General features: G+C 66.8%; 22 protein-coding genes. 12 read left to right on the top strand and 10 right to left on the bottom strand.

The window, feature by feature from the left end:
• Positions 1 to 11: 11 nt before the first annotated feature.
• Complete coding sequence (locus tag ACQP1G_RS02000; RefSeq protein ID WP_433197780.1) at positions 12 to 2891, bottom strand: helix-turn-helix transcriptional regulator; 2880 nt, start codon at positions 2889 to 2891, stop codon at positions 12 to 14.
• Between the two features lie 158 nt (positions 2892 to 3049).
• Between ACQP1G_RS02000 and ACQP1G_RS01995 the strand changes: the two genes are divergently transcribed.
• Entirely contained in the window at positions 3050 to 3661 is a 612-nt protein-coding gene (locus tag ACQP1G_RS01995) for a dihydrofolate reductase family protein (protein ID WP_433197778.1), read from the top strand.
• A 44-nt stretch (positions 3662 to 3705) separates the two neighbouring features.
• On the opposite strand, the gene ACQP1G_RS01990 is transcribed toward ACQP1G_RS01995, so the two are convergent.
• Entirely contained in the window at positions 3706 to 4281 is a 576-nt protein-coding gene (locus ACQP1G_RS01990) for a dihydrofolate reductase family protein (protein WP_433197776.1), read from the bottom strand.
• 29 nt (positions 4282 to 4310) lie between these two features.
• Positions 4311 to 4886, bottom strand: a complete 576-nt coding sequence (locus ACQP1G_RS01985; protein ID WP_433197774.1) for a dihydrofolate reductase family protein — start codon at positions 4884 to 4886, stop codon at positions 4311 to 4313.
• A 58-nt stretch (positions 4887 to 4944) separates the two neighbouring features.
• Here ACQP1G_RS01985 and ACQP1G_RS01980 point away from each other — a divergent pair, with 58 nt between their 5' ends.
• Positions 4945 to 5535 (top strand): TetR/AcrR family transcriptional regulator, encoded by a 591-nt coding sequence (locus ACQP1G_RS01980; protein ID WP_433197772.1) that lies wholly within the window; start codon positions 4945 to 4947, stop codon positions 5533 to 5535.
• Positions 5536 to 5595: 60 nt separating this feature from the next.
• Positions 5596 to 5784: a DUF1918 domain-containing protein gene (locus tag ACQP1G_RS01975; RefSeq protein ID WP_433197770.1), complete on the top strand. Its 189-nt coding sequence runs from the start codon at positions 5596 to 5598 to the stop codon at positions 5782 to 5784.
• A gap of 21 nt (positions 5785 to 5805) precedes the next feature.
• Here ACQP1G_RS01975 and ACQP1G_RS01970 read toward each other — a convergent pair whose 3' ends face one another.
• A complete protein-coding gene (locus tag ACQP1G_RS01970; protein WP_433197768.1) occupies positions 5806 to 6144 on the bottom strand; it encodes a sporulation protein in 339 nt (112 codons plus the stop codon).
• Positions 6145 to 6412: 268 nt separating this feature from the next.
• Between ACQP1G_RS01970 and ACQP1G_RS01965 the strand changes: the two genes are divergently transcribed.
• Complete coding sequence (locus ACQP1G_RS01965; protein ID WP_433197766.1) at positions 6413 to 6871, top strand: SRPBCC family protein; 459 nt, start codon at positions 6413 to 6415, stop codon at positions 6869 to 6871.
• 44 nt (positions 6872 to 6915) lie between these two features.
• Positions 6916 to 8127, top strand: a complete 1212-nt coding sequence (locus ACQP1G_RS01960) for a low temperature requirement protein A (protein WP_433197764.1) — start codon at positions 6916 to 6918, stop codon at positions 8125 to 8127.
• Here the strand turns inward: ACQP1G_RS01960 and ACQP1G_RS01955 are convergent.
• From ACQP1G_RS01955 to ACQP1G_RS01935, 5 genes are all read right to left on the bottom strand, one after another.
• Positions 8105 to 8953 carry an ion transporter gene (locus ACQP1G_RS01955; RefSeq protein WP_433197762.1) on the bottom strand — a complete coding sequence of 283 codons (849 nt, stop codon included), beginning with the start codon at positions 8951 to 8953 and terminating at the stop codon, positions 8105 to 8107. The two genes, ACQP1G_RS01960 and ACQP1G_RS01955, sit on opposite strands and share 23 nt — an antisense overlap.
• Positions 8954 to 9010: 57 nt before the next feature.
• Complete coding sequence (locus ACQP1G_RS01950; RefSeq protein WP_433197760.1) at positions 9011 to 10633, bottom strand: GMC oxidoreductase; 1623 nt, start codon at positions 10631 to 10633, stop codon at positions 9011 to 9013.
• Positions 10634 to 10741: 108 nt separating this feature from the next.
• Positions 10742 to 12316, bottom strand: coding sequence for an alpha/beta hydrolase (locus ACQP1G_RS01945; protein ID WP_433197758.1), 1575 nt, complete (start codon positions 12314 to 12316; stop codon positions 10742 to 10744).
• Between the two features lie 128 nt (positions 12317 to 12444).
• Positions 12445 to 12615 (bottom strand): DUF1272 domain-containing protein, encoded by a 171-nt coding sequence (locus tag ACQP1G_RS01940; RefSeq protein WP_433208010.1) that lies wholly within the window; start codon positions 12613 to 12615, stop codon positions 12445 to 12447.
• An 86-nt stretch (positions 12616 to 12701) separates the two neighbouring features.
• Positions 12702 to 13469, bottom strand: a complete 768-nt coding sequence (locus tag ACQP1G_RS01935) for a sulfite exporter TauE/SafE family protein (protein ID WP_433197756.1) — start codon at positions 13467 to 13469, stop codon at positions 12702 to 12704.
• A 278-nt stretch (positions 13470 to 13747) separates the two neighbouring features.
• On the opposite strand from ACQP1G_RS01935, the gene leuA reads away from it, so the two are divergent.
• Together leuA and ACQP1G_RS01925 are read left to right on the top strand one after the other, a co-directional pair.
• Positions 13748 to 15541 (top strand): 2-isopropylmalate synthase, encoded by a 1794-nt coding sequence (leuA, locus tag ACQP1G_RS01930; RefSeq protein ID WP_433197754.1) that lies wholly within the window; start codon positions 13748 to 13750, stop codon positions 15539 to 15541.
• 600 nt (positions 15542 to 16141) lie between these two features.
• Positions 16142 to 17635: an AAA family ATPase gene (locus ACQP1G_RS01925; RefSeq protein WP_433208007.1), complete on the top strand. Its 1494-nt coding sequence runs from the start codon at positions 16142 to 16144 to the stop codon at positions 17633 to 17635.
• Between the two features lie 100 nt (positions 17636 to 17735).
• Here ACQP1G_RS01925 and ACQP1G_RS01920 read toward each other — a convergent pair whose 3' ends face one another.
• Positions 17736 to 18632 (bottom strand): LysR family transcriptional regulator, encoded by an 897-nt coding sequence (locus ACQP1G_RS01920; RefSeq protein WP_433208004.1) that lies wholly within the window; start codon positions 18630 to 18632, stop codon positions 17736 to 17738.
• Between the two features lie 123 nt (positions 18633 to 18755).
• On the opposite strand from ACQP1G_RS01920, the gene ACQP1G_RS01915 reads away from it, so the two are divergent.
• The 5 genes from ACQP1G_RS01915 to ACQP1G_RS01895 all read left to right on the top strand — a co-directional run bounded on the left by ACQP1G_RS01915 (position 18756) and on the right by ACQP1G_RS01895 (position 25194).
• A complete protein-coding gene (locus ACQP1G_RS01915; protein ID WP_433197752.1) occupies positions 18756 to 19727 on the top strand; it encodes an EamA family transporter in 972 nt (323 codons plus the stop codon).
• Between the two features lie 915 nt (positions 19728 to 20642).
• Positions 20643 to 22418: a hydroxysqualene dehydroxylase gene (locus ACQP1G_RS01910; RefSeq protein WP_433197750.1), complete on the top strand. Its 1776-nt coding sequence runs from the start codon at positions 20643 to 20645 to the stop codon at positions 22416 to 22418.
• 66 nt (positions 22419 to 22484) lie between these two features.
• Complete coding sequence (locus ACQP1G_RS01905) at positions 22485 to 23126, top strand: pyridoxamine 5'-phosphate oxidase family protein (RefSeq protein ID WP_433197748.1); 642 nt, start codon at positions 22485 to 22487, stop codon at positions 23124 to 23126.
• A gap of 71 nt (positions 23127 to 23197) precedes the next feature.
• Complete coding sequence (locus ACQP1G_RS01900; protein ID WP_433197747.1) at positions 23198 to 24433, top strand: MurT ligase domain-containing protein; 1236 nt, start codon at positions 23198 to 23200, stop codon at positions 24431 to 24433.
• A gap of 23 nt (positions 24434 to 24456) precedes the next feature.
• Positions 24457 to 25194, top strand: a complete 738-nt coding sequence (locus tag ACQP1G_RS01895) for a type 1 glutamine amidotransferase (protein WP_433208001.1) — start codon at positions 24457 to 24459, stop codon at positions 25192 to 25194.
• Positions 25195 to 25282 lie beyond the last annotated feature (88 nt).

The raw sequence follows: 25282 nt of genomic DNA, 5'->3' as shown, positions 1-25282 counted from the left end.
TGCACTGCTGGTCAGCGCTCGGATGCATCATTCGGCGCCAGACGAGCGAGCTCGGTACGGTTGCCGATCCCCAGTTTCGCGTAGACGTGCGCGAGATGGGTCTTCACGGTGCCGCGGCTGATGAACAACCGCGCGGCGATCTCCGGATTGGTCAGGCCGGAGACCGCGAGTTCGACCACGGAACGCTCTGTTGGCGTGAGACTTTCCCAGCCGGAGTCGGGACGGTTGCGTCTGCCGCGAGCCCGGGTGATGTAGTCGATCGCGTCGCGCAACGACATGGTGCGGCCGCGTTCGATGTGCTCGAGCAGCGCCGGTTCGTCGGGAATATCCACGCGGACAACCGATCCCGCGTCGGCGCGGGCCCGCTCGGCGGCGCCGGACAGCAGACCCGCGGTCTCGAAGGAGGCGCGTCGCAGCGCCACCGCCGCCAATGCCGCCAGACTGTCCGCGCAGCCGAGCACCAGACCGTGTTCGTCGCGAATGCGTAAGGCCTCGTGGTGCATTCGCATTTCCTGCTCGGTATCCGGCGCGAGTAGTGCCCGCTGCTCCAGCACAGCGGCGTGCACCGACGGCAGGACCGTGGTCAGCGGTTCCGCCGACAGCTGGTCGAGCAGTTCGGCGGCCTCGGTCGCGGCGCCCGATGCACGCTGCGCACGAGCGAGCACCAGTCGCGTCCACGGTGTCAGCTGATCGTCGGAAGGCCGCTCCTGCCAACGCCCTTCGCGCCGACACCAGGTGATGGCATCGGCGGGCCGTCCGCAGTCGAGTTCGAGCAGGGCGTGCACCCGCTCCCAGCCGGGGACGAACGGCGGCAGGTCGGCACCATCGACGAGTCGATCGAGCGGTGCGAGCGCAGCGGCCGCGGACTCGGATCTGCCTGCCCACAGCAGGATTTCGGCGAGCGCGGTACGGGCCAGTGCGATGCGGTGGTAATCGCGCAGCGGAGCCGCGGTGGTCACCGCCTGTTCGGCGAGGTCGATCGCGCGCGCCAGCGCACCGCAGTGCGCGGTCGCCAATGCGAGCCAGCACAGTGCGGAGGAACCGATGGCGCGGTCGCCGCGCCGGAGTAGACCCGATACCGCGGGCTCGAGGTGGTCGATCGCGTCACGATGTTCGTCGCGCAGCAGATGGACCAGGCCGATCAGCGCCTGGGTCGCATCGGCGACGAAACCGGCACCGGCCCGTCGCGCGTCCGCATGCACCGCCGCCGCTTCGGCACGAGCGCGGTCCAGATCGAAACCGATCGTGCCGATGGCGATCAGTGCGCGGGCCAGCAGACCGACGTCGACCAGATCCGATTCCTCGGCAAGTTTTGCTGCGGCGCAGGCCTTTTCATAGCTGATGAACCCGGGCAGGGCGGTATCGGCAACGAGCGCTTGGGCCAGCAGCACCCGCGCGTGCGTCTCGTCCTGGGAGCCATTCCCTTGCACCGCAGCACGTTCCAGCAGCCGAATACCATCGGCAGCGTGGATACCCAGATGCCACAGCCAGGCCACCCCGGCCGCCAGCCGCCGACCCGCCGTCGGGTCGGCGGCGCTGCCGACTGTCTTCCTCGACATGGCAGAGGTCAAGTCACTCGAAGCGGCGCGCGGGTCGGCACGGTCCAAACCCCATTCGATGGCGGCACGCAGATTCGGATACTCGACGGTGAGTTGGGTACGCCACGCGTCCTTGTCCGAATCCAGCATCGGCGCGGCGTCTTCGACCAGTGCGAGCATGAGATCCAGATGTAGATCGCGCAGTTCCGCTGCTTCGCCCGCCTCGTCGAGCCGCAGCAGCGCGTAATCGCGCACCACGCCGAGCATTCGGTAACGGGCCACCGAACCAGTGGTATCCGCGGACACCAGCGATTTGCCGATCAAGCCGCGCAACGCACGCAGATAGCGCCCAGCCGGAATACCGAGCCGCTCGGCCAGACCGGTGACAGCTTGCGCAGCGAAGCCGGGCTCGAAAACCCCCAGACGCCGGAACAATTCGCGCTCATCCGCGTCGAGTAGGTCATAGCTCCACCGCATCGATGCGGTCAGCGTGGCCTGCCGGAACGGTGCGCGTCCGGTGTCGTCGTCGAGTAGTGCGAACGGATCCCGCAACGAATCCGCCAGCTGGGGAAGCGAGAGCGTGCCCGCCCAGCCCGCGGCGAGTTCGAGAGCGAGCGGTAGTCGGTCGAGCCGGTCGCACACCCGACGCGCGGCGGCCAGCCCATCCAGGCCCAGCTCCGTCCCACCTGCTCGGTCCAGGAAGAGTTCGAGTGCGTCGGCCAGATTGAGCGCCGACAACCGGTGCACCCGTTCACCGGGTAGGTCGAGCGGTACGCGACTGGTGGCGAGCACACCGACGCCGGGGCCACGAGCCAGGATGGCCGCCACGATCCGAGCCACCGGCGCACGCAGGTGTTCACAGTTGTCCACCACCAGCAGCGTGGTCTTGGACATCAATTCTTGGGCCAACATGCGCACCGGATCCGCAACCGCGGCAAGCGATCCACTCGACTCCTGCAGCGGCCCTGCCGACACCGCCAACCGCCCATCCGACTCCGCTAACCGTCCACCTGACTCCGCCAGCCGTCCATCCGACACTGCCGGCCGCCCACCAGACTCCGCCAGCTCAATACCGGTCGCCGCGAGCGGAATTCCCAGCGCCGCCGCGATCGCGCGGACAATGCCGTCGGCGTCGCGCTCATCCTCCAAACCGATCCAGCGGATGCCGTCGGGCCATGCGTCGGCGAGTGCGGCGCAGGCCCGCAGTGCCAGCCGAGTCTTACCGCAGCCACCCGGGCCGACCAGGGTCAGCGCTCGGCCGGGCGCGACTGCGGCCGTGAGGGCGGCCAGTTCCTCGGCTCGGCCGACGAATGACGATAGCTCGGGCGGAAAGTGCTGGTCGGAGTCGATCATCGCGCCTCGGAGTCTGCCACTACCGCCCGCATCCGACCACCGGGAATCGGCCACCTGTCGGCGCGAATATCGACCAGTTGGCAGATGTTCGGCGGTGGCGACGCCGGAAGTATTCAGTGCAGCGGCGCACCGGGCGCCACGAACAAAAGGAGCCGATCATGACCGACACCACCGCCCGCCGCGTCGTTGCCAATATCTCGCTGTCCCTCGACGGCCGGACCAATGGCAGCGGCGGCGATTACGACATGAGCTGGATCGTGCCGCATGCGGTGAGCGACGCCTCCCGTGACCAGATGGTCAAGCTGACCAGCACCGCGACCACGGCCCTTCTCGGCAGGAAGAACTACGAGGGCTTCGGCGGCTACTGGCCGACGGTCGCCGCCGACGAGAACGCCGAGCCACGCGATAGGGCCTTCGCTACCTGGCTCGATGCGGTGGACAAGATCGTCTTCTCACATACCCTGACCGAGGCGCCGTGGCCGAATTCTCGTATCGCCGAGGCCGACCCGACCGCGACGGTCAAGCGCCTGCGTGCCGAATCCGGCGGCGACATCGTGGTGCTGGCCTCCGGCAGCGTGATCAAGGACCTGCTGGTGGCGGGCGAACTGGATCGGCTGATCATCACCCTGTGCCCCGAACTCGTCGGCGGCGGCGCGCGGCTGTTCGAGGACGGCGTGCCAGCGACCAGCTGGTCGCTCACCGATCTGTCCACCACCGACTCCGGTGCCGTCGTCCTGGTGTACGACCGGATCGGCGCGGGCGAGCGGTGAGCCGGGCCCGGCCCGTGGCGGCGCGATGCCGCCACGGGCGGGTTTCATGCCCTGGTCAGCCAGGTGACCTGGGTACCGTTGCCGAACTCCGTGCGCTTGGTCGGCGCAAACAGCGTCGGGTTGAATTCGCCTGCGAAGGCCGGGGTTCCGGTACCGGAGACCACCGGATAACTCTTGATGACGAGTTCGTCGATCTCGCCGAGCAGTTGCGCGGCGAGCTTGCCACCACCTGCCAGCCAGATATCCATGCCCTCCTCTTGCTTCAAGCGGCGGATCAGACCGACGGGATCGCTGTCGACCAGTTCGACCGTCGGATCGTCGATGCGCCCCAGGGAGCTCGATACGATGTACTGCCGCATATGGGCGTACGGGCTGGTCACGCCGATGGCCAGGCCCGGGTCGTAGGTGCCACGGCCCATCACCAGCGTGTCGAAATTCTGATTCGGAGCGTCGACCGCCAGCCCGATATGTGGGCGCACATGGGTGGGCAGCGTCTCCGGGTACTCCGCCTTCATCCAGTCCCACATATCGGCCCCGATCGGATAGAAGCTGATGTCATCGCCGGGACCCGCGATGTAGCCGTCCAGGGACATGCCGACGAAGTAGCTGAGTTTTCGCATATCGATACCTCTTTCGTACTGCTGGATGGTCAGGCCCGGGTGAACCAGGTGACCTGGGCGCCGTTGCCGAAGTCCCGGCGCTTGGTCGGCGTGAACAGGGTCGGGGCGAACGCACCCGAGAAGGCGGAAATGCCGCTGCCCGCGACTACCGGATAGCTCTTGACGATCATCTCGTCGAGCTCACCGAGCAGTGCCCCGGCCAGCTTGCCGCCGCCGCACAGCCAGATATCGCCGCCCTCTTCCTTTTTCAACCGCTGCACCAGACCGAGCGGGTCACTCGCGACCACCTCGACCTTCGGATCATCGCTCGGGCCGAGGGTGCTCGAGATGACGTACTGCCGCAGATGCGCGTACGGGCTGGTGACGCCCGCCGACAGCGCGGGCTCATAGCTCGCCCGGCCCATCAGCACGGTGTCGAAGCGCGTGTTCGGTTCATCCACCGCCATCTCGAAGTGCGGCCGCACCTGACTCGGCACGAACTCCGGATATTGCTGGTTGATCCAGGTCGCCATCTCGGCGTCTAACGGATAGAAGTCGTACTCACCCGTCGGACCCGCGATGTAGCCGTCGAGCGATACCGCCACGTAGTAAACAAGCTTTCGCATATCGATACCGCCCGATCCGTTGTACTCTGCCTGAAGTGGTTTGAAGGTAGTACTACAGATGGAGTGGTGTCAAGTGCGGACCAACCCGGAGCGACGACAAGCGCTGCTCGATGCGGCACTCGAGGTGCTGGCGAAGGAGGGAGCGCGCGGGCTCACCTTCCGAGCGGTGGACAAGGAGGCAGCGGTGCCAGCGGGTACGGCGTCCAACTACTTCGCCAACCGCGACGACCTGCTCACCCAGGCGGGCGGCCGATTCTATGAGCGCTTGGAGCCGAGTGCGGCCACCATGGCCGAACTCGCCACGGGCCCGAAGACGCGCGCGCATATCACCGAGTTGATGCGGGAGACGGTCAGCCGCATCGAGGCGTTCCGCACCGGCTACCTGGCAATGCTCGAGCTGCGCTTGGAGGCGACACGGCGACCGGAGCTGCGCGCGGTCATGACCGAGGCGGTGCGTGCGGATCTGGATTTCAATGTGCGCAACCACCTCGAAGCCGGACTGCCCGGCGACGACAAGTCGGTAATTCTGCTCTATCTGGCGCTGAATTGGCTGATCGTGGACCGGCTGACGCTGCCGGGGATCTTCACCGAGGAGCAGAGCCAGCAGCTGATCGAGACCGCGGTCGATCGGCTCGTCGGGACCGAATGAAACGCCGTGTTGTACGGCGAACCCTTGTGATGCACGTCACCGCCATTCGATAATGGGGCGATGATGGCGAATGTCGGAGACCGGCTCCTCGTGCACGGACACGTAGTGGGACAGGGTGATCGCCACGGCGAAATCGTCGAAGTCCGAGGGCCCCAGGGCGCACCGCCCTACGTAGTGCGATTCGATGACGGGCACGAATCGCTCGTCTACCCGGGCCCGGACGCGATTATCGAACCCGCGATGCCCTGAGCCGCGAAACCCGAGGGCCCGCTACCCGCGGGTCGGTTGTTTGCTGCGCAGCCAGGCCCAAGCCAGAATGCCCGCGATCAGCACCCGGCCGACCGTCGCGAACAGGGCGTTGACGTCGACGGCCGGATGCCAGGTCAGCTTTCCGTCCCGCAGGACGAACGCGCCGACCGGCGCACCGCCCAATCCGAACCCGGCGCCCTCACCGCCTACCCCCTCTGCGCCCTGACCGCCGCCACCCCCGCCGCCACCGACACTCGCGGCCGGAATGACGGTGACGCCGTTGGATTCATGCGCCTCCCCGAACACCTTGCGCACCGTGATCGCGTCCTGGACCCGGGTCAGCAACTCGCTGTATTTCATGGCAACGCTCCCTCCCCGGCAGGGCGGCCGCACTCAGCCACGGTGACCGGCATCTCCGATGGTAAGTCCAGTGGACCCGGCGATATCGCCGTTCGACCGAATACCCAATCGGAACACGTTCTCGCAGTTGATAATCGATTGTGATCACCCCGAGATATGCCTCCGAATCCGACTGATGTGGCGCCGGGCACTGAACCGCTCGGTTGACTTGTGAATGTGTCGCTGGGCACAATTTGCCGATGTAGTTGGGCGGGGGCGGAGGTATGGAATGCGTACAAAGACCGATATCCGTTTCGTCGTCGACGCCGATCCCGAGCAGGTAATGGATGCATTGGCCGCGGTCGAGATGCTGCCGGAGTGGTCGACGTCCTACACCGACGCCCGGGTCGCGAGCCGCGATGACGAGCTACGCCCGCGCCGGGTATTCGTCAAAGCGGAGCTGATGGGCAGCTCGGATCTGCAGGTGCTGGAGTACGAATGGACCGATAACCGGTCCTCCTGGGAGGTCACCGACAGCACGCGCGGCGTCAAGGGCGGCGGCTGGTTCGAGGTCACCGAGGGCGCCGACGGCACCGACGTCTGGTACCACGTGGAGCTCTATGTCCCGATCCCCATCCCGGGCATGCTGGTGAGCCGGAACATGCGGCGCTCGAACGAGACCATGGTGCAGAACTTCATCGAGTTCGCCGAGGGCTTCACAGAGAACGAGAACTACCAGGCCGTGTAGCCGACCCTGCGCACCTGTCGCATTCGGATGCGACGATGTGCACCATGATCGGTTCCAAACGGGCTCGACTCCTGCCAACGGCAGAGGATGCGTCCGTCACTCAGCTCGAGTTGTTCTTCGACCTCGTGCTCGTCTTCGCCTTCACCATGGTCACCGACCTGGCCGCGCACGACACCAGCGCCAAGAACATGCTGCGCGCTGGTCTGGTACTCGCGGTCATGTGGTGGCTGTGGATCGCCTACTCCTGGCTGGGCAATGTGGTGCGCGCGGACGAGGGCATCGCCCGGGTCGCCATGTTCATTGCGATGGGCGGCGGCTTCCTGGCCGCGCTCACCATTCCCGAGGCCTTCAAAGATCTGCGCGGCGGGTGGTACGGGCCGCTGGTCTTTGCGGTCGCCTATCTGATCGTGCGCCTGGTGCACCTGGGCATGTTCCTGCTGGCCAGCGCCGAGGATGCACAACTGCGCAAACAGGTTCTGCGCTGGAGTCTGGGTTCCATCACCATCGGCACGACCCTGCTCGTCATCGCCGCGATGACCTCCGGGACCGCGCAGATCGTGCTGTGGATCGCCGCGATCGCCGGGGATATGGGCTGGACCCTACTGGCGGGCGAGGACTGGCGAGTGAATTCGGCCAGCCATTTTTCGGAGCGCTACGGGCTGATCATCATTGTGGCGCTGGGCGAATCGATCGTCTCGATCGGCATCGGCGTTGCCGGCCTGCCCATTTCGTGGCCGATCGCGGTCGGATCGCTGCTCGGGCTCGCGGTATCGGGTCTGCTGTGGTGGGCGTATTTCGATGTGGCGGCGCTGGCGGTGGAGCACGAGCTGCGGCACGCCGAGGGTGAGCGACAGGTCAAGATCGCCCGAAACTCCTACACCTTCTGGCATTTCCCGATGATCGCCGGGATCATCTTGCTCTCGCTCGGGCTGAAGAAGGTGCTCTACTACGTCGGCGACGAATCGGCACACAGCTTGCGGGACGCGCTGTACGGCATACCGCTGTACGCGCTGTACGGCGGTGTCGTGCTGTATCTGATCGCGTTGGTGGGATTCAAGCACTACGCGACCCGCACTGTCACGGTGCCGCGACTGGTGGCCGCAGCGGTACTGCTCGCGCTGATCCCAGCGGCCCGTGCGCTGCCCGCGCTGGCGTCACTGGCACTGCTGTTCGGCGTATTGGCGCTGCTGATCGTTTGGGAGACAATGCGATACGCGCAGCCGCGCGATGAGATCAGGCACGCGACACACGACTGAGGTGGTGCCGCACGCTCGCTTCGGGCGGCGTCGGGCCGTGGTTGGACGGCTCGACGCGCACCCCGGCATGCACCGCGTCCCGGATCTGATCCACGTTCTCGCGGATCATGTCCGAGACCAGTTCGTCGGTGCGTGGATCCGCGAGCACCTGGAACACGATGCGAAATGTGGTGTCGGCGATCAGTCGGATGATCTCGTCGTGGAACGGGATGTAGCGGACCCGACCGGCCTGCGGATCCTTCTTGATGAGTTCGAGGATCATCTCGTCCATTTCAGCGCGGTTCTCCTCTAGCGCCGCCGCGATATTGCGGGTGTAGTGGCCCGCGCGCAGCACCTGCGCGACCTCGTCCAGGATGGCGATGGTCATGGGGCGCTTGATGACATCGACGATGGTCGTGACGAACCGGTTCACCACCGCCGCGGTCACCCGATCGCCGAGCGCCCGGTCGGCGACCCGCCCGACACGCACGGCGATCACCACGATCCGCAGCAACCGGAACCCACGGAAGAACGGGCTGGTCACCGGGATCATGCCGAGGACTTCGTACCAGTAGACGAACGGGAAGGTCCACGGCCAGCCCGCGCGCCGCCAGCGCCAGAGGAATTCGGCGGCGAAGATCGCGCACACCGAATAGTCGAGGACCACGATCACCCGGTAGGTGTGTGCGGAGACGTCGAAGAAGACGACCCAGGTGAGCAGCGCGACGGAGACGACGGCCAGCACCAACATCACCAGGTCCGACCACAGCGCGGGCGGTTTGCGCGGAAAGTCCAGCTTAGGCGCTTCGTCGAGGCCCAATGGGGTCGGCCTGGTTGGAGTTGCCACGTGAGGATCCCTTCGACGCCGAACGGTCCCGCCGACAGTAATACGGGCCGCGCCGGGCTACTTCCCAGCGCGGATGATCGCCTCGATATTGCGCTCGGCCAGCGCGGTGATGGTGAGCGACGGGTTGACCGTGCCGGTGCTCCCGGGGATGGCCGCACCGTCCATTACGTACAGGCCGGGATGGCCGTGCACGCGGCCGTTGCCGTCGGTGGCCCGCCCGAGCACCGCACCGCCCAGCGGATGCGCGGTGAACAGCGCGTTCGCGTCGTAGCCGAGTGCGCCGTATTCGACCAGGGCATTGGAGCGTTCGGCGATCCGGTGATCGACCGCGCGGGCGGCCGCGACGATATCGTCGCGGTTCTGGGACGACCAGGACAGCCCGACCGTATTGCGGGCGCGGTCGTAGCCGAAGCGTGCGCGAGTCGGATCGAGCACCATGCCCAATGAGGCGAGCGCGCCGGTCTCGAACGGAATGCCGGGGATGTACCAACTTTCGAGCGTGAGCGGCACGGCGGATTCGTCCAGGATCCGGCTCGCGCTCGGCACGCCCTGACCGAAGCCGGCCAACTGGCTGGCACCGCGCGCCAGCACCACATCACCGTTGGTGCCCCAGCCGTCGCCGGTGTGCTCGTTGAGGTTCGGCAGTGCGCCGGTCGCCTGGGCCCGCACCAGTAGCTCCGAGGTGCCGACCGAACCCGCGCCGAGGAACAGGCGGTCGCAGGTGAGGGTGCGGGTGCAGATCACCTCGCCGGTCGGCGAAAGTTTGGTGACGGTCACCACATAGCGGCCACCGGATTCCTGCGCGATGGCGTCGACGCGATGACCCGGATAGATGGCGGACTTGCCGGTGTCCTGGGCATAACGCAGGTAGTTCTGGTTGAGGTCGAACTTCGCGCCGTTGGAGTTGCCGAGATTACTGCGCGCCACCGTCGCGGAGGGCCTGGTAGTGCCAGCGATTTCGCCGCGCAGCACATCCCAGTTGAAGATCGAGTCATTGGCGAGCGGCTGATAGCCCGCCCTGCGCACCTGCTCGTCCCAGGCCCGGGAATGTGCGAACGGCGTAGCGGCGTAGAGGTCCGCCGGAATCGGGCTGAGCCGCAACATCTCTCGTACCCGCGGGTAATAGACCCGCTCCATTTCGCCGTAATCGACTGTGCCACCGAAGACTTGGTCGAAGAAGCGGCGCTCGGGCGCGACCATCGCACCGGAGAAGATGACCGAGCCGCCACCGACCGCGGCCGCCCGCCACACGTCGATGCCCGGGTACGGGGTGCAATCGAGCACCCCGCCGAAGCTGGCGAAATGCATCGGCACCTTGGTGACACCGGTGAAGTTGGTGCGATGCCAGAAGCCGCGGCCGTCGGGCAGATCGTCACCGGTGAAGATTTCCCGCCAGGGATCGTTCGGCCAGTGCGAACCGCGCTCCAGCACGGTATTGGCGATGCCGGCCTCGGCCAGGCGCAGTGCGGTGACCGCGGCGCCGAAGCCGGAGCCGACCACGATCGCGGGCGAATGCGCGGGCGGATCGGGAAGTGGCGCAAAGATTTCCGGGACCCACATGCGGAAAAGGTTGTCCCACATCGGATCTGCGGCACCTGACGGTCCCGCACCCACTGCAATACCCGCGACACCCAACATCGCGGCCGCACCGGATGCCTTGAAAAAGGCACGTCTGTGCACCCGGGCCACCTCCATAATCACGCAGAGCCGAGCGCAGACTACCGGGATTCGGGTGTGCTGAACAGTGCAGCCGAACGATCTTGGTCGACCGGAGCACGCGCAGCGTCGTCAGTCGGCGAATGGTGCCCTATCGGGCTTGCAGGTCGCACCGGGTGCGGGGAGTTGCAGGTCCACGAGATAGTGCTCCTGGAGTCGGCCCGCGCACTCGCTCACCACCGCGTGCCCATAACCGCCCTCTATGACAACCAGCCTGGCGTTGACCAATTCCTGCTGGGCCCTGCGGGCCGCCGTCAACGGGGTGACCGGATCGAATCGGTTGTTGAACAGCAGGGCGGGCTTATCCGAGCGCAGAATCCACGGACCGGTGATGCGCTGCGAATAGCCCGTGACGGCCGCGGGCCAAGCCCCACAGGCCTGCCGCAGATACAGCCACATGGCGCCGTAATGCGGTGCAGTGCTTGCGAGTTCGGTTGCCAGCGTCGGCCATTGCTCAGGCTCGCGACCAAAGCTGTTGTCCGCGCAGCTGATCGCGGTGTAGGCATCGAGGAAGTCCTCGGTGAAACCGCCCGCGTCCAGAATCTGTTGTACGGCATCGGGATTGCCCGCCGGGCCGCGCTCCAGCTCGGTGAGCAGCTCGGCCAGCGCGGGCCAACCCGCTTTCGGGTCGTAGAGCATGGTGGCGTGGGCGGGAAGCACGTCGGCCAAGGTCACCGCGCGGGCGCGCTCACCCTGTCCGACCTCGATCGGGCCCTGACGCAACCGGTCGAGCACCGCATCGTTGCGGGCGCGCAGCGTGGCGGCGTCGGTCTTGGCCGGGCCAGCGAATGCGCAACGAGGTTGTCCCGCTTCGGCACACAGCCGCAGGAACTCCGCGAGCACCTCCTCGGTGCCCGCCGCGGAGTCGGCGATCTGGGCGCGTGAGTCGTTGGTGTAGGCATCCGGATCGATCATGGAACCGAGTTGCAGTGCGCGGACCCGGTCGCCGAAGAGCGCGCCGTAGACCTCGCCCAGATAACTCGCGTAGGACCCGCCCTCGTAGGTCGTCGTCGCATCGCCGACCGCGCGACGCAGCAGATCCAGATCACGGGCGGCATCGACGGTGGTGAGATGCCCGACCAGCTCAGGACTGTTCGCGGCGCATCCCGCGGCCAGCTCACGGGCGTTGCGCGCGGCGGCGCTCTCCTGTTCGGCATTCGTCGGCGGCAGCAGGAATCCGGACCAGAACCGGTGCTGCTCTTCGGAATTCGGGAAGCAACGCACCTGCCCGCTGCGGCCGATACCGCGCTGGTCGAAGGTGATCACATCGAATCGACGGGCCACCTCGCCGGAGAACAGCTCGCCGTGGCTCGCCCATTTGAAGCCCGAGCCGCCGGGCCCGCCGACCGCGGTGAACAGGGTGCCGATGCGCCGGTCCTTGTCGGCGGCGGGCTGTTTGATGATCGCCAGGGATAGCGTCGGGCCGCTGGGCTGCGCGTAGTCGATCGGAACCGCCGCGGTGGCGCACTGGTACCTGCTCAACTCGGGCTCGGCGCACTGCGCCCAATCGAGTTTCGGAGTAGGCGCCGCATCCGCCTGTGCGACGAGTTCGGCGATCTGCGATACCGCCTCGCTCTGCCTGGCGCACCCGACCAACGACGGAACCAAGGCGATCAGCGCCAACCCAACGATCTTCCACCCGCGCATACCGATAATCCTGCGTCGCGGACCCGGCCCTCGTCGTCCTCCTTTGGGACCAATCCCGCTCCGCCGCAACCCTGATCGCGCCGCACCATCCGGTAGGGGATTCCCCCGACGGACGCCAGAGACGCGCACTAGACCGGTCGAGTGCGGCGCGGGCGGCGCGTCAACTCGCCGCCGCAGTTCGGACAGACGGCCTGCACAGCCGCCGTGCACCGATCGCAGAAGGTGCACTCGAAACTGCAGATGTGCGCAGGGCCATCGAGCGCGAGGGCCGCATCGCAGCGCTCGCATGCGGCTCGCATCTCGAGCGCCATACTCCTCCTCCATCTCCGCTGATCCCCTACGACCACCGGTCATACAGACTATTGCGCCGATGCGGACGGCCGGACTACGCCATCAGCAATCGAACGACGGCGATACTGCCGACCACCACGATCAGCGCGCGCAATACGTTGGGCGGCATCCGCCTGCCCATCTTCGCGCCCAACTGCCCGCCGATGATCGAACCGACGGCGATCAGCGCGGCCACCCGCCAGTCGACGTCGGCGACCAGTGTGAAGATCACCGCGGAGACCGCGTTCACCAGCAGACCGAGCACATTCTTGACGCCGTTGAGGCGCTGGATGTCCTCGTGCACGAACACCCCGAGCAGACCGATCAACAGCACGCCCTGTGCCGCGCCGAAATACCCGCCGTAGATGCCGCACGCGAAGATCGCGAGGAACAGGATCAGCCCACCGTGTTCGGGCGCCGGGCCGGTATCGGCCTCGCGGCGCTGTTTCACCCAGCGCGCCAACCGCGGCTGGATAACGACCAGGATCAGCGCCGCGATGATCAGTACAGGCACGATGGCCTTGAAGGCCGACGCCGGGAGCGTGAGCAGCAAGATCGCGCCGGTGGTGCCGCCGAGCAGTGACGCGGTGCCGAGCCGGACCAGCCTGGCGCGCTGTCCGGCGAGTTCGCGCCGGTAACCGTACGCACCGCTGATCCCGCCGGGAACCAGGCCGATGGTGTTCGAGACGTTCGCCGTGACCGGCGGAATCCCGAAAGCGAGTAGCACCGGAAAGGTGATGAGGGTGCCCGATCCCACAATGGTGTTGATGCCGCCCGCCGCGATACCAGCGGCGAAGACGGCCAGTTGTTCCAACCAAGTCATACGAAGTACCTCTTACGTCCCGTCGGAGCCGTCACAGGACGGAATCCGTACAAGCGTCTACCAGCCGGTCGGAACGCTAATCGTTACGTCGGATGACCGGATGATGGGGGCCGGACTTTCGTCCGCGCATTGCCGCCCTGTAAACTCGCCGACATCATGCAGCGGGCACTTCTTCTCGGCCGCCGCGACGGGGTCTGATCGGACCGGCCTCCCGTCGCGGGGTTCTGCCGCGCCGGTCGCCCCGATAAAAGGGATCCACCACACCCTGGAGAAATCGCATGTCCCCTGCTGACGCCTTCGTATCCGGTATGCGCACCATCACACCCCCGTCGAAGCCCGCCCCCGCCGACCAGCCCACCTGGAACCGGCAGCAGAACTCCTCCATGCCGACCTTCCGGTACCGGCCCTTCGCCGAGGAGGTCGAGCCGATCACCCTGCCCGACCGCACCTGGCCCAACAAGATCATCGACCGCGCTCCCGGCTGGTGCGCCGTCGACCTGCGCGACGGCAACCAGGCCCTGATCGATCCGATGAGCCCCGCCCGCAAGCGCCGCATGTTCGACCTGCTGGTGCGGATGGGCTACAAGGAGATCGAGGTCGGGTTCCCGTCGGCCAGCCAGACCGATTTCGACTTCGTTCGCGAGATCATCGAAGACGGCGCCATTCCCGATGACGTGACCATCCAGGTGCTGACCCAGTGTCGCGCCGAGCTGATCGAACGCACCTTCGAGGCGTGCGCCGGTGCGGCCAATGTGATCGTCCACTTCTACAACTCGACCTCGGTGCTGCAGCGGCGTGTGGTGTTCCGCGCGGACCAGGAAACGGTGAAGAAGATCGCGACCGATGCTGCCGCGCTGTGCCTGGAGGTCGAGACGAAGTACCCGGACACCAACTGGCGCTACGAGTACAGCCCGGAGTCCTACACCGGTACCGAGCTGTCCTACGCCAAGGAAGTCTGCGACGCGGTCACCGAGATCATCACGCCGACCCCGGACAAGCCGATGATCATCAACCTGCCCGCGACCGTCGAGATGGCGACTCCGAATGTGTATGCCGATTCGATCGAGTGGATGAGCCGCAACCTGGCGCGCCGCGATTCGATCGTGCTGTCGCTGCACCCGCACAACGACCGCGGCACCGCGGTGGCCGCCGCCGAACTGGGTTACCAGGCCGGAGCCGATCGCATCGAGGGCTGCCTGTTCGGCAACGGTGAGCGCACCGGCAACGTCTGCCTGGTCACGCTGGGGATGAATCTGTTCTCCCGCGGCGTGGATCCACAGATCAACTTCTCCGATATCGACGAGGTCCGCCGGACCGTCGAATACTGCAACCAGCTGCCGGTACACGAACGCCACCCGTATGGCGGCGATCTGGTCTACACCGCGTTCTCCGGTTCACACCAGGACGCGATCAACAAGGGGCTGGACGCGATGAAGGCCGCGGCCGACGATGCCGACTCCGATGTCGACGACATCGTCTGGGAGGTGCCGTACCTGCCGATCGATCCGAAGGATGTCGGGCGTACCTACGAGGCCGTCATCCGGGTCAACTCGCAGTCCGGTAAGGGCGGCGTCGCCTACATCATGAAGACCGACCACGGGCTGGTGCTGCCACGACGGCTGCAGATCGAGTTCTCCCAGGCGATCCAGAAGATCACCGACGGCGAGGGCGGCGAGGTCTCGCCCAAGGAGATGTGGGATGTCTTCGCCGAGGAGTACCTGAGCCCGATCCGTCCGCTGGAGCGGATGCGGCAGAAGGTGACCGCCTCGGAAACCGACGGTGGCGTCGACGCGATCACCGCGGTGGTGAAGGTCGACGGCGTCGAGCAGGAGATCACCGGCGCGGGCAATGGACCGCTCGCCGCCTTCGTCGATGCGATCGCGACGGTCGGATTCGATGTGCGAGTACTGGATTACTCCGAGCACGCGATGTCCGCGGGTGACGACGCACAGGCCGCGGCGTATGTGGAGTGCGCGATCGGTGACAAGGTGGTGTGGGGTGTCGGTATCGCCACATCCATCACGACCGCGTCACTGCGGGCCGTTGTTTCGGCGGTCAACCGGGCACACTGAACCAAAGTCCTTCTGGCCCGGATTCGCTCGGCCCGGTCCGATCGATCCGGCACCTCGGCTGAGACCGCGGAGTACGGTGAGAGCCGGACGCCCACTGGTGACGCTATGTTGCCGATCCGGGCGTCCGGCTCTGGAAATCGCTGTTGGATCAGTATTTTCGGACTACCTGCAAGCAGTGGTGAGTGGCGGCGTGTCACCCGGTGCGTCTGCTGTATACACCACGGCGCGGGGGCAAGAACCCCGTGCTAGCGTTGATTCGCATGCAAGCGCCGAGCTCTCTGCTCGAATTTCCGAGCAGATGGGGGAACTGTGACAAGTAACGACCACAACCCGACTTCTCCGCCCTGGCTGCAGAGTCATTCGGTGGATACGGCCGAGGTCACCACCGACTCCTCGGGTCAGCACGCGGCGCAGGACGAGGCGGCCGAATCCGCATCCGTCGACGCGGCATCCGAGTACCCAGGCGACGAGCAGGAGGCCGCCGAGGCCACCGACCAGTCGGAGACCGAGCAGCCCGACGAGCCCGCGCAGCCGGAGCCCGGGCAGTTCGCCGGATTCCCGGCGGGGCCGGATCAGACCACCGCCTATCCGCAGGCCGGGATGCCGCAGCAGCAGTACGGACCGCCGCCCGGTGCACCGGAGCAGTACGGGCCTTACAGCACTGGCCAATTCGCGCAGCCGTACCAGCCGGGTCCGTACCAGCAGGGGCCGGGTCCCGGGCAGAGCGGTAACCATCCGGTGCAGCCCGAGCCGTCCTATGGCGAGTTCCGTCAGGAGATCGGGCCCGATGGGCTGGTCCGGCGGGTTTCGCAGGATGGCCAGGGCGATCCGCACGGTCAGAGTGAGCCGCAGAGCGGGCCGATCTACAGCTGGGCGCCGCCACCGCCGGTGCAGCAGCCGATGTATCAGCAGCCCCCCATGGGGCAACCGCCGATGGGGCAGCCGCCCATGGGTCAGCCACATGGCGGGCCGCTGCCCTACGCGGAACAGGGGCCACCGTCCTATGTGGACCAGGGGCCGAATACCGGCCAGATGCCATATGCCGAGCAGGGTCCGCCGCCCGGATGGCAAGGGGGCCCGCCGAATCCGTATCAGCCGCAACAGCCGTTCCAGCCGCAGCATGTGCCGCAGCCGGGGCAGCCAGGGCATTCGGTCAATGACCTGAATCTGCTCAAGCGGGCCCGTAAGGCGCCGCGCAGTGGCTGGCGGCGGGCCATGCACAAGGCCTCCGGCGGCATGATCAATCCGGGTGAGTCCGCGGCCGATGTCGTCTACCGCGATCTCGTCGACCGGGTGAATCAGCCGGTGCGCGGCGATTATCGGATCGCGATCCTCTCGCTCAAGGGCGGCGTCGGCAAGACGACGACCACGGTCGGGCTCGGATCGACGTTCTCCTCACAGCGCGGCGACCGGGTCATCGCGATCGACGCCAATCCCGACCTCGGCACCCTGGCGCACCGCGTGCCACGACAGACCCGCTCCACCGTGCGCAATCTGCTCGAGGACCACCACATCACCAGGTACTCCGATGTGCGGGCGCATACCTCACAGGCGCCGAGCCGACTGGAAGTGCTTGCCAGTGAACAGGATCCGGCGGTTTCCGAGGCCTTCAGCGAGGCCGACTACCGCCAGGCCATCGGCATCCTGCAGTCGTTCTACAACATCATCCTCACCGACTGCGGCACCGGTCTGATGCACTCGGCGATGGCCGGTGTACTGGATATGGCCAGCTCGCTGGTGCTGGTGACCTCGCCGGCCATCGACGGCGCCCGCAGCGCCTCGGCCACCCTGGACTGGCTGGACCACCACGGCTACGGCAAGTTGGTCGAGCGAACCGTGGTGGTGGTCAACGCCTCTCGCCGCGGCGCCTCCACCGTCGACCTGGACCAGCTGCGCAAGCTGTTCCTGGACCGCACCCGCGCGGTGCAGGTGGTCCCCTTCGACGACCACCTCGCCGAGGGCGCGGAAATCGACCTCGAACTGGTCAGCAAGCCCACCCGTCGCGCACTCCTGGAGCTGGCCGCCATGGTCGCCGACGACTTCGGCTACATCGGCTCCCAGCAGTACCGCCCGGGCCCGCCCCGACACCACTAGTCCCGAGAATTCGGCTGCCGCATAGCGATTGGCACCCTCACATAAGTTGCAGCAACCTGTGTGACGGTGCCACAGGCTGTGCGCCAGTGCGGGGCGGAGGTTATTCGGCGGCGACTTGAGCTGCGGCGGTGCGGAAGGCTTGCAGGACGGTGGCGATGGCGGGGCGAGTAATGGCGTGGGGACGGGTGGCCAGTTCGTAGAGGCGGGCGGCGCGGACGCCGGCGAGACGTAGGACCGCGAGGTTCGGGTGGGCTACGGCCCAGCGGGGCATGAGGGCGACGCCGTAGTTGGCGGCGACCAGGGTTTCGATGACACGGAAGTCGTTGAGGCGCTGGGCGATACGGGGTTGGACGCCGGTCATGGTGGCGATGGAGCGCAGCACATCGTCGACCGGGAAGCCGCCGCGGACGCTGAGCCAGGTTTCCTCGGCGAGTTCGGCCGGAGTCACCTCGGTACGGGCCGCGAGCGGATGGGTCGGTGCGACAACGACATCGGTGGGTTCGCGCATGATGACGCTGGTGCTGACGCGGGGGCCCGCGATGCTGGGCGAGCGCTCGTCGCGGTGGGTGAGAACGATGTCGTAGTCGGCGAGCAGGCGCGGCACTTCGCTCGGCGGCAGATCCTCGTCGCGGGCGATGACCTCGACGCCGCTGTCGGCGAGGGCGGGCAGCACCCGCGGCAGCAGCAGTGCCGCACCGGAGGGAAAGAGCGCGACCCGGACGCGACCGCGGGCAGAGCCGCGATAGTGGGCCATCTCGGCCACGGCCCGGTCCATCGCACCGAGCACCTCGTCGGCACGGATGACGAGGGCATGCCCCGCGTCGGTGAGCCGAACGCGACGACCATCGGGTTCGAGCAGTGCCACCCCCGCCTCCTTGCCGAGCACCTTGAGCTGCTGCGACACCGCCGACGGCGTCATCGAAAGCGCCTCGGCGACAGCGGCGATCGTCCCGCGATCGGCGAATTCGCGCAGCACACGCAACCGCTCGACCGCCATCGGCGGCCCGACACCTACGTTCTCCGTCGCTGCGACCGATTCGGACATCATTAAGCGATGCTACATTGATAGTCCACATTTATTCGATTGTTCTTATCGGTTTCATTAGCCACGATAAAGAACGTGACCAATCGCGACCGCCTGCTCGGGCTTACTGTTGTCCTGCTCTGGGGGCTGAACTTCATTGCTATCCGGGTGGGGCTGGATCACTTTCCGCCGTTCTTCTTCGCCGCGCTGCGGTTCGCGGTGATCGCGGTGCCGGTGCTGCTGTTCGTCCCACGGCCGCAGGTGCCGCTGCGCTGGCTCCTGCTGTACGGCATCGGATTCGGGATTCTGCAGTTCGCCTTTCTGTTCACCGCGATGCGCGCGGGGATGCCGACCGGGTTGTCCTCGCTGGTGCTGCAGTCGTCTGCACCGTTCACCGTCGTGCTCGGTGCGGTGTTCCTGCGGGAGCGGCTGCGGGGGACGCAGTTGCTCGGCATTGCCGTCGCGGTGGCGGGCATTGTGGTGATCGGGGCCGATCGGGCACAGCACGCCGCGCTGCTGCCGGTACTGCTGACCCTGGCGGGCGGCCTCGGATGGGCCTTCGGCAATATCGGCTCCCGACTGGCCACGGCGTCGGGCGGCGTCAACCCGCTGCACCTCACGCTGTGGATGACGGTCGTGCCGCCGATCCCGATGTTCGCGCTGTCCGCACTCATCGAAGGACCGACCACCGGCCTGCACGCACTGACCGACGTCACCTCCCCCGGCGGCTGGCACGCGCTGCTCGGCCTCGCCTACATCGTGGCGCTCGGCACCATCGCGGGCTCGGGCCTGTGGACCTACCTGATGAGCCGCTATCCGGCCAGCACGGTCGCACCCATGTCCCTGCTCGTCCCGGTGGTCGGCATCCTCGCCGCCTGGGCCGCATTCGGTGAGGACCCGACGCCGCTGTCGCTGCTCGGCGGAGCAATCGTGATCGCGGGTGCGTTCGCGGCGACGAAGGCAGGTCGCCGCGATGCCGCCGCCGCGACGGCGGAATCGGCTTCGACCGTTCGCCCGGAGCCGTTGGATCCGCCCCTCGACAGACAGCACCGATTGATCGAGGCCTGATATACATCCTGGTCACACCGACGCCCTTCCTGACATCGCTGCGATATCTGCGCCCGATCCCGCCGCGGCCACACCGGGGTAAGTGTTGTCGCGCCACGCGCCGCAGCCTTATCGGGGACGACGGACCCAGGCCACAGCGCCCGGGTCCGCTTCGTCGTGCCGACACCACCGCGACACCTTCGAGCGAGCGGCCCGCCGCACGCCTCGGTAGGTGCCCGCCGCGCGGTGATTGCCGAAATACACACCGACGCGACCGGATTCGGACACCGACGCAGCCACCGGCATGCAGCGGCAGCAATACACAACGGCGTCCGCCATCGCTCCGCAAGCGTCTCCGCGTCCCAGCGCGCCGGAACGAACCAGTTGCGCCGGACAGCGCTCAACACAGCCTGCGATAAGCAGCCCACCCGCACCGCGAGCGATCTACCTAGTGCTTCCCCCGAACCCGGCAGCCTCGGCCACCGCGACACCCCGACCTGCGAAGGTTGCGTACGAAGCCGGATCCAGGAAGTAACTCGGACCGGTCGCACAGCCCGGTAATGTCTGCCCCGCTGTATTCCTGGACCGGCCGAAGGCGATGTCGACCGTGTTCCGGCGGCATGAGGGGTGGGTCGGTTGCCTGCCCACAGTCGCTTTACAGTGTATTCGGCGTGGAACAGGGTCCGGAGGCTTGAACGTGTCGAGAAAATTGTCGGTGCTTGTCCGTAAGGCGGCTCCCGTATCGGGAACGATGCCCCGGACCGCCGAGCGGGAGGCCGGGTTACCAATGCCTGTGGAGGTTTCGGCGCTGGCCAGCCCACTATTCGGACTAGTGAAGCCGATGTCGATGAGGCAGGAACCGGCACCGGTGCGGGAACACCCGAGAAGGGTGGCGTCGGACAGTTTGTTCGGCACGCTGTAGGCACAACGACGCGCATGACAGATCAGCGATGGACGGTGTCGCGCCGAGCAATGCTTCGCGGCACCGTCGCAGCGGGGGTAGCGACGGCGGGGGCACTGGCGGCCGGTGCGCTCAGACCGGTGCCTGCAGTGGGCAGTCCCGGCGGCAGGCGGGTCGCGGTACTCGGCGGTGGCGTCGCGGGTTTGACCGCGGCGCACGAATTGGCCGAGCGCGGGTTCCAGGTCACCGTGTACGAGAGACGCGCACTCGGGGGCAAGGCGCGCAGCATTCCGGTACCGGGCAGCGGGTCGGGGGGACGGCCGGACCTGCCCGGTGAGCACGGCTTCCGTTTCTTTCCCGGCTTCTACCAACACATTCCGGATACGATGCGGCGAATTCCGTTCGCGGACAATCCGAATGGCGTCTGGAACAATCTGATCGGTGTGCCCGAGGCACGCTTCGCCCGTCGCGACGGCGAAGATTTCCGACTTCCGCTCGGCCCGAAGGCCCGCACGAATTTCACTCCGGAGGCCTTTCGCGAAACCGTGGGCGCGATGATATCGACGGCGCTGAAAATGCCCGCCAACGAGGGCGCCTACTTCGCCGACCGACTGCTGGTGTTCAACTCCAGTTGCGACGCCCGCCGACACGGCCAGTGGGAATACACCTCATGGCGTGACTTTGTCGACGGGCATGAGCGCTCCCACGAATTCCGCGCGCTGCTCTCGCGCACGCTGACCAGCATCATGGTGGCGGCGAAGGAGGATGTCGCCAGCGTCCGGACCATCGGCACCATGGGCGAACAGTTCCTGGGCAATCCCTTCGAGATCGGCAATGACGGCTCACTGGATCGCGTCTTGAACGGGCCGACCAATTCGGTCTGGATCGATCCATGGGTGCAGCGGTTGCGTGAGCTCGGCGTGCAATTCGCACTCGGGACCGAGGTGCGCGGGCTCGACGTGCGCGATCGGCGAATCGCATCGGCCCGCATCGTCGACGAGACCGGTGCCGACCGCACCGTCGACGCCGACTATTTCGTGGTAGCGCTGCCCGCCGAAAAGGCCCGCGCGCTGTGGTCGCCCGACCTGCTCGAGGTGCGCCCGGAATTGGCCGCAATGGACCGGCTGTTCGTCGATTGGATGAACGGCATCCAGTTCTATCTGCGCAGGCCGATGGATATTTCGCACGGTCACACCGCCTATATCGACGCACCATGGTCGCTCACCTCGATCACCCAGAATCAGCTGTGGACACGCAAACTCACCGAATTCGGCGACGGCACCGTGCAGGACTGTCTTTCGGTCGATATCTCCGACTGGAACACCCCAGGAATGCTCTACGGCAAACCCGCCAAGGAGTGCACGCACGAGGAGATCGCCCGCGAGGTATGGGCCCAGATGACCGCGCATCTCAATGATCGCGGTGAGCTCTTGCGCGATGACGACCTGCACTCCTGGTTCCTCGATTCGGGTATCAGCTGGCAGGAATCCCAGCGGCGCAATGTCAATGCCGACCCGCTGCTGATCAATACCGCCGGTTCCTGGGATTGCCGACCGGAGACCCACGGCGCGCTCGAAAATCTGTTCCTGGCAGGCGATTACGTGCGCACCGATGTCGATCTCGCGACCATGGAGGGCGCCAACGAATCCGCACGCGATGCGGTCAACGCCATTCTCGAGGTGTCCGGCTCGAATGCCGAGCGCTGCCGCAAGTTCACCCTCTACCGGGCGACCGAGTTGGAACCACTGCGCCGCATCGATGCCGAACGCTACGCCGCGGGCCAGCCGAATCTGTTCGATGTGCGACTGTGATCGATCTCCCCTCACGGAAACGTAATTCGATCGCCCGGGACGACCTGCCGGTGCTTTGATCGAAATATGGGCGAAATCACCGGTACTACTGACATCACCGATCCGGCCGACCTGCGGCAGCTGCTCGGGGAGGTCATGCCGCGGGCCGCGACCAAGGAGCGCGTCGCACTCCATCCCCGCGACCGCGACTGGATCGCCGCCACCCCATTCATCGCCCTGAGCACCAGTGATGCCGAGGGCAACTGCGATACCTCGCCGAAGGGCGATCCGGCCGGATTCGTGAAGGTGCTCGACGACACCACCATCGCCATCCCGGAGCGCCCCGGCAACCGCAGGGCCGACGGCTATCTGAACATCCTCAGCAACCCCCACGTCGGCCTGCTGTTCATGATTCCGGGCCGCCGCGAAACGCTGCGTATCAACGGCCGGGCGCGGCTGGTCCGCGACGCACCGTATTTCGACGACATGGTGGTGCAGGGACACCGCCCGATCCTGGCGATCGAAGTCGATATCGAACAGATCTTCTTCCACTGCGCGAAGGCGTTCATCCGCAGTCACCTGTGGGAACCGGAGCTGTGGCCGGTGGACGACCTGCCCAGTGCCGCCCGCTTGGTCAAGGAGGTCCAGACCAACGTGAAGGAGTCGGTGCAGGAGCTGGAGCGCTACTACTCGCCGGAGAATTACCAAGCCAAGCTGTACCGGGAGTGAGCACGGTCACTGCGGCCGAGTGGCCGGGCCGCAGGGAGTGCGCCAGCGCGCAGAACACATAGACTCGCGGCGTGGCAGAGATAACGGTGCGCGGGCGGCTCGCGCTGCGGGCAGCGGCGGCGGCGTCGTGGGCCTCGCAGAAGGCGGGACGCGGCAAGGGATCGATGATCGGCGGGCTCATCGCACTGCAGATCGATAAGACGATCATGGATCAGCTCGGCCGCGGACGACGCACCGTGCTGGTGACCGGCACCAACGGCAAGTCGACCACCACCAGGATGACCACTGCCGCGTTGAGCACACTCGGCAAGGTCGCCACGCAGGCCGACGGCGCGAATATGGACGCGGGCATCGTGGCCGCGCTGAGTGCGCACCGCGGGACGCCGCTGGCCGCGATCGAGGTGGATGAACTGCATCTGCCGCACGTCACCGATTCGTTGAACCCATCCGTGGTGGTGCTGCTGAACCTCAGCCGCGACCAGCTGGATCGTGTCGGCGAGATCAATATGATCGAGCGCAAGTTGCGCGCGGGGCTGGCGCGGCATCCGCAGACCGTGGTGATCGCCAACTGTGACGATGTGCTGGTGACCTCCATTGCCTACGACCATCCGAATGTCGTGTGGGTCGCCGCGGGCAGCGGCTGGTCGATGGATGCGACGAGTTGTCCGCGCAGCGGTGAGCCGATCCTGTGGGAGGGCGCGCACTGGCGCAGCACCGGCACGGATTTCGAACGGCCCGAACCGGATTGGTGGTTGGACGGCGATGAACTGGTCGGACCGAACGATATTCGGCTGCCGCTGAAGTTGGCGCTGCCCGGGCGGGCCAATAAGGGCAATGCCGCACAGGCGGTCGCCGCGGCGGTCGCGCTCGGCGCGGATCCGGCGGCGGCATCGACCGCCGCGGGTACCGTGCGCGAGATCGCGGGCCGCTACCGGACCGTACAGGTCGGCGAGCACGCCGCCCGCCTGCTGTTGGCGAAGAATCCGGCGGGCTGGCAGGAAGCGCTGTCGATGATCGAGCCCGATTCGGCGGGTCTGGTGATCGCGGTCAACGGGCAGGTGCCCGATGGCGAGGATCTGTCCTGGCTGTGGGATGTCCGGTTCGAACATTTCGAAGGCGTGCAGGTGGTGGCGGCCGGCGAGCGGGCCACCGATCTCGCGGTGCGCCTCACTTATGCCGGAGTCGAGCACACCACGGTGCCGGATCCGTTGCGCGCCATCGCATCCTGTCCGGCGGGACGGGTCGAGGTGCTGGCGAACTACACCGCGTTCCGCGATCTCAACCGCGATCTGGAGGAGCGAGCATGAGTGCAGCATCGCGCAGCGATTCGATGGGGGATGGTGGCCGGGTGACGGGTGGGCGCGAATCGACCGTACGTATCGGCCTGGTGCTGCCCGATGTGATGGGCACCTACGGCGATGGCGGCAATGCACTGGTGCTGCGGCAGCGGTTGCGCATGCGCGGCCACGACGCGGAGATCGTCGAAATCACCCTCGCCGACCCGGTTCCCGCCACATTGGACATCTATACGCTCGGCGGAGCGGAGGATTCGGCGCAGCGCCTGGCCACCCGGCACCTGCAGCGCTACCCGGGCCTGCAGCAAGCCGCCGCGAAAGGCGCTCCGGTACTTGCCATCTGCGCCGCCATCCAGGTGCTCGGCCACTGGTATGAGACCTCGTCCGGCGAGCGCGTCGACGGCGTCGGCCTCATCGACGTCACCACCTCCCCGCAATCGAAGCGCGCGATCGGCGAGGTGACCACCACCCCGCTGCTCACCGGCCTCACCGCCGCCCTCACCGGTTTCGAAAACCACCGTGGCGGAACCAAACTCGGCGGCGACGCGACCGGCCTCGCACATGTGACCCGCGGCGTCGGAAACGGCGTCGGCGACGGCCTCGAAGGTGTAGTCCAGGGCGCCACCATCGGCACCTACATGCACGGCCCGGCCCTGGCCCGCAACCCCGAACTCGCCGACTTCCTGCTCGCCCGGGTCCTCGGCGTCGACTCACTCCCCCCACTCGACCTCCCCGAGGTCGACCAACTCCGCCGCGAGCGCCTGCGCGCCTGATCGCTGATCCGGGCCGGGCGTTGGTGATCGGCAGCGCGCGCGGTGTGCGGTAGGGACAACGCGACGCGCTTTCGCCTGGGGCCTCGAC

The sequence above is a fragment of the Nocardia sp. CA-107356 genome (assembly GCF_050946365.1).
In the GTDB taxonomy this organism is placed as follows: domain Bacteria; phylum Actinomycetota; class Actinomycetes; order Mycobacteriales; family Mycobacteriaceae; genus Nocardia.
This window is presented reverse-complemented; position numbering and strand designations above follow the sequence as displayed.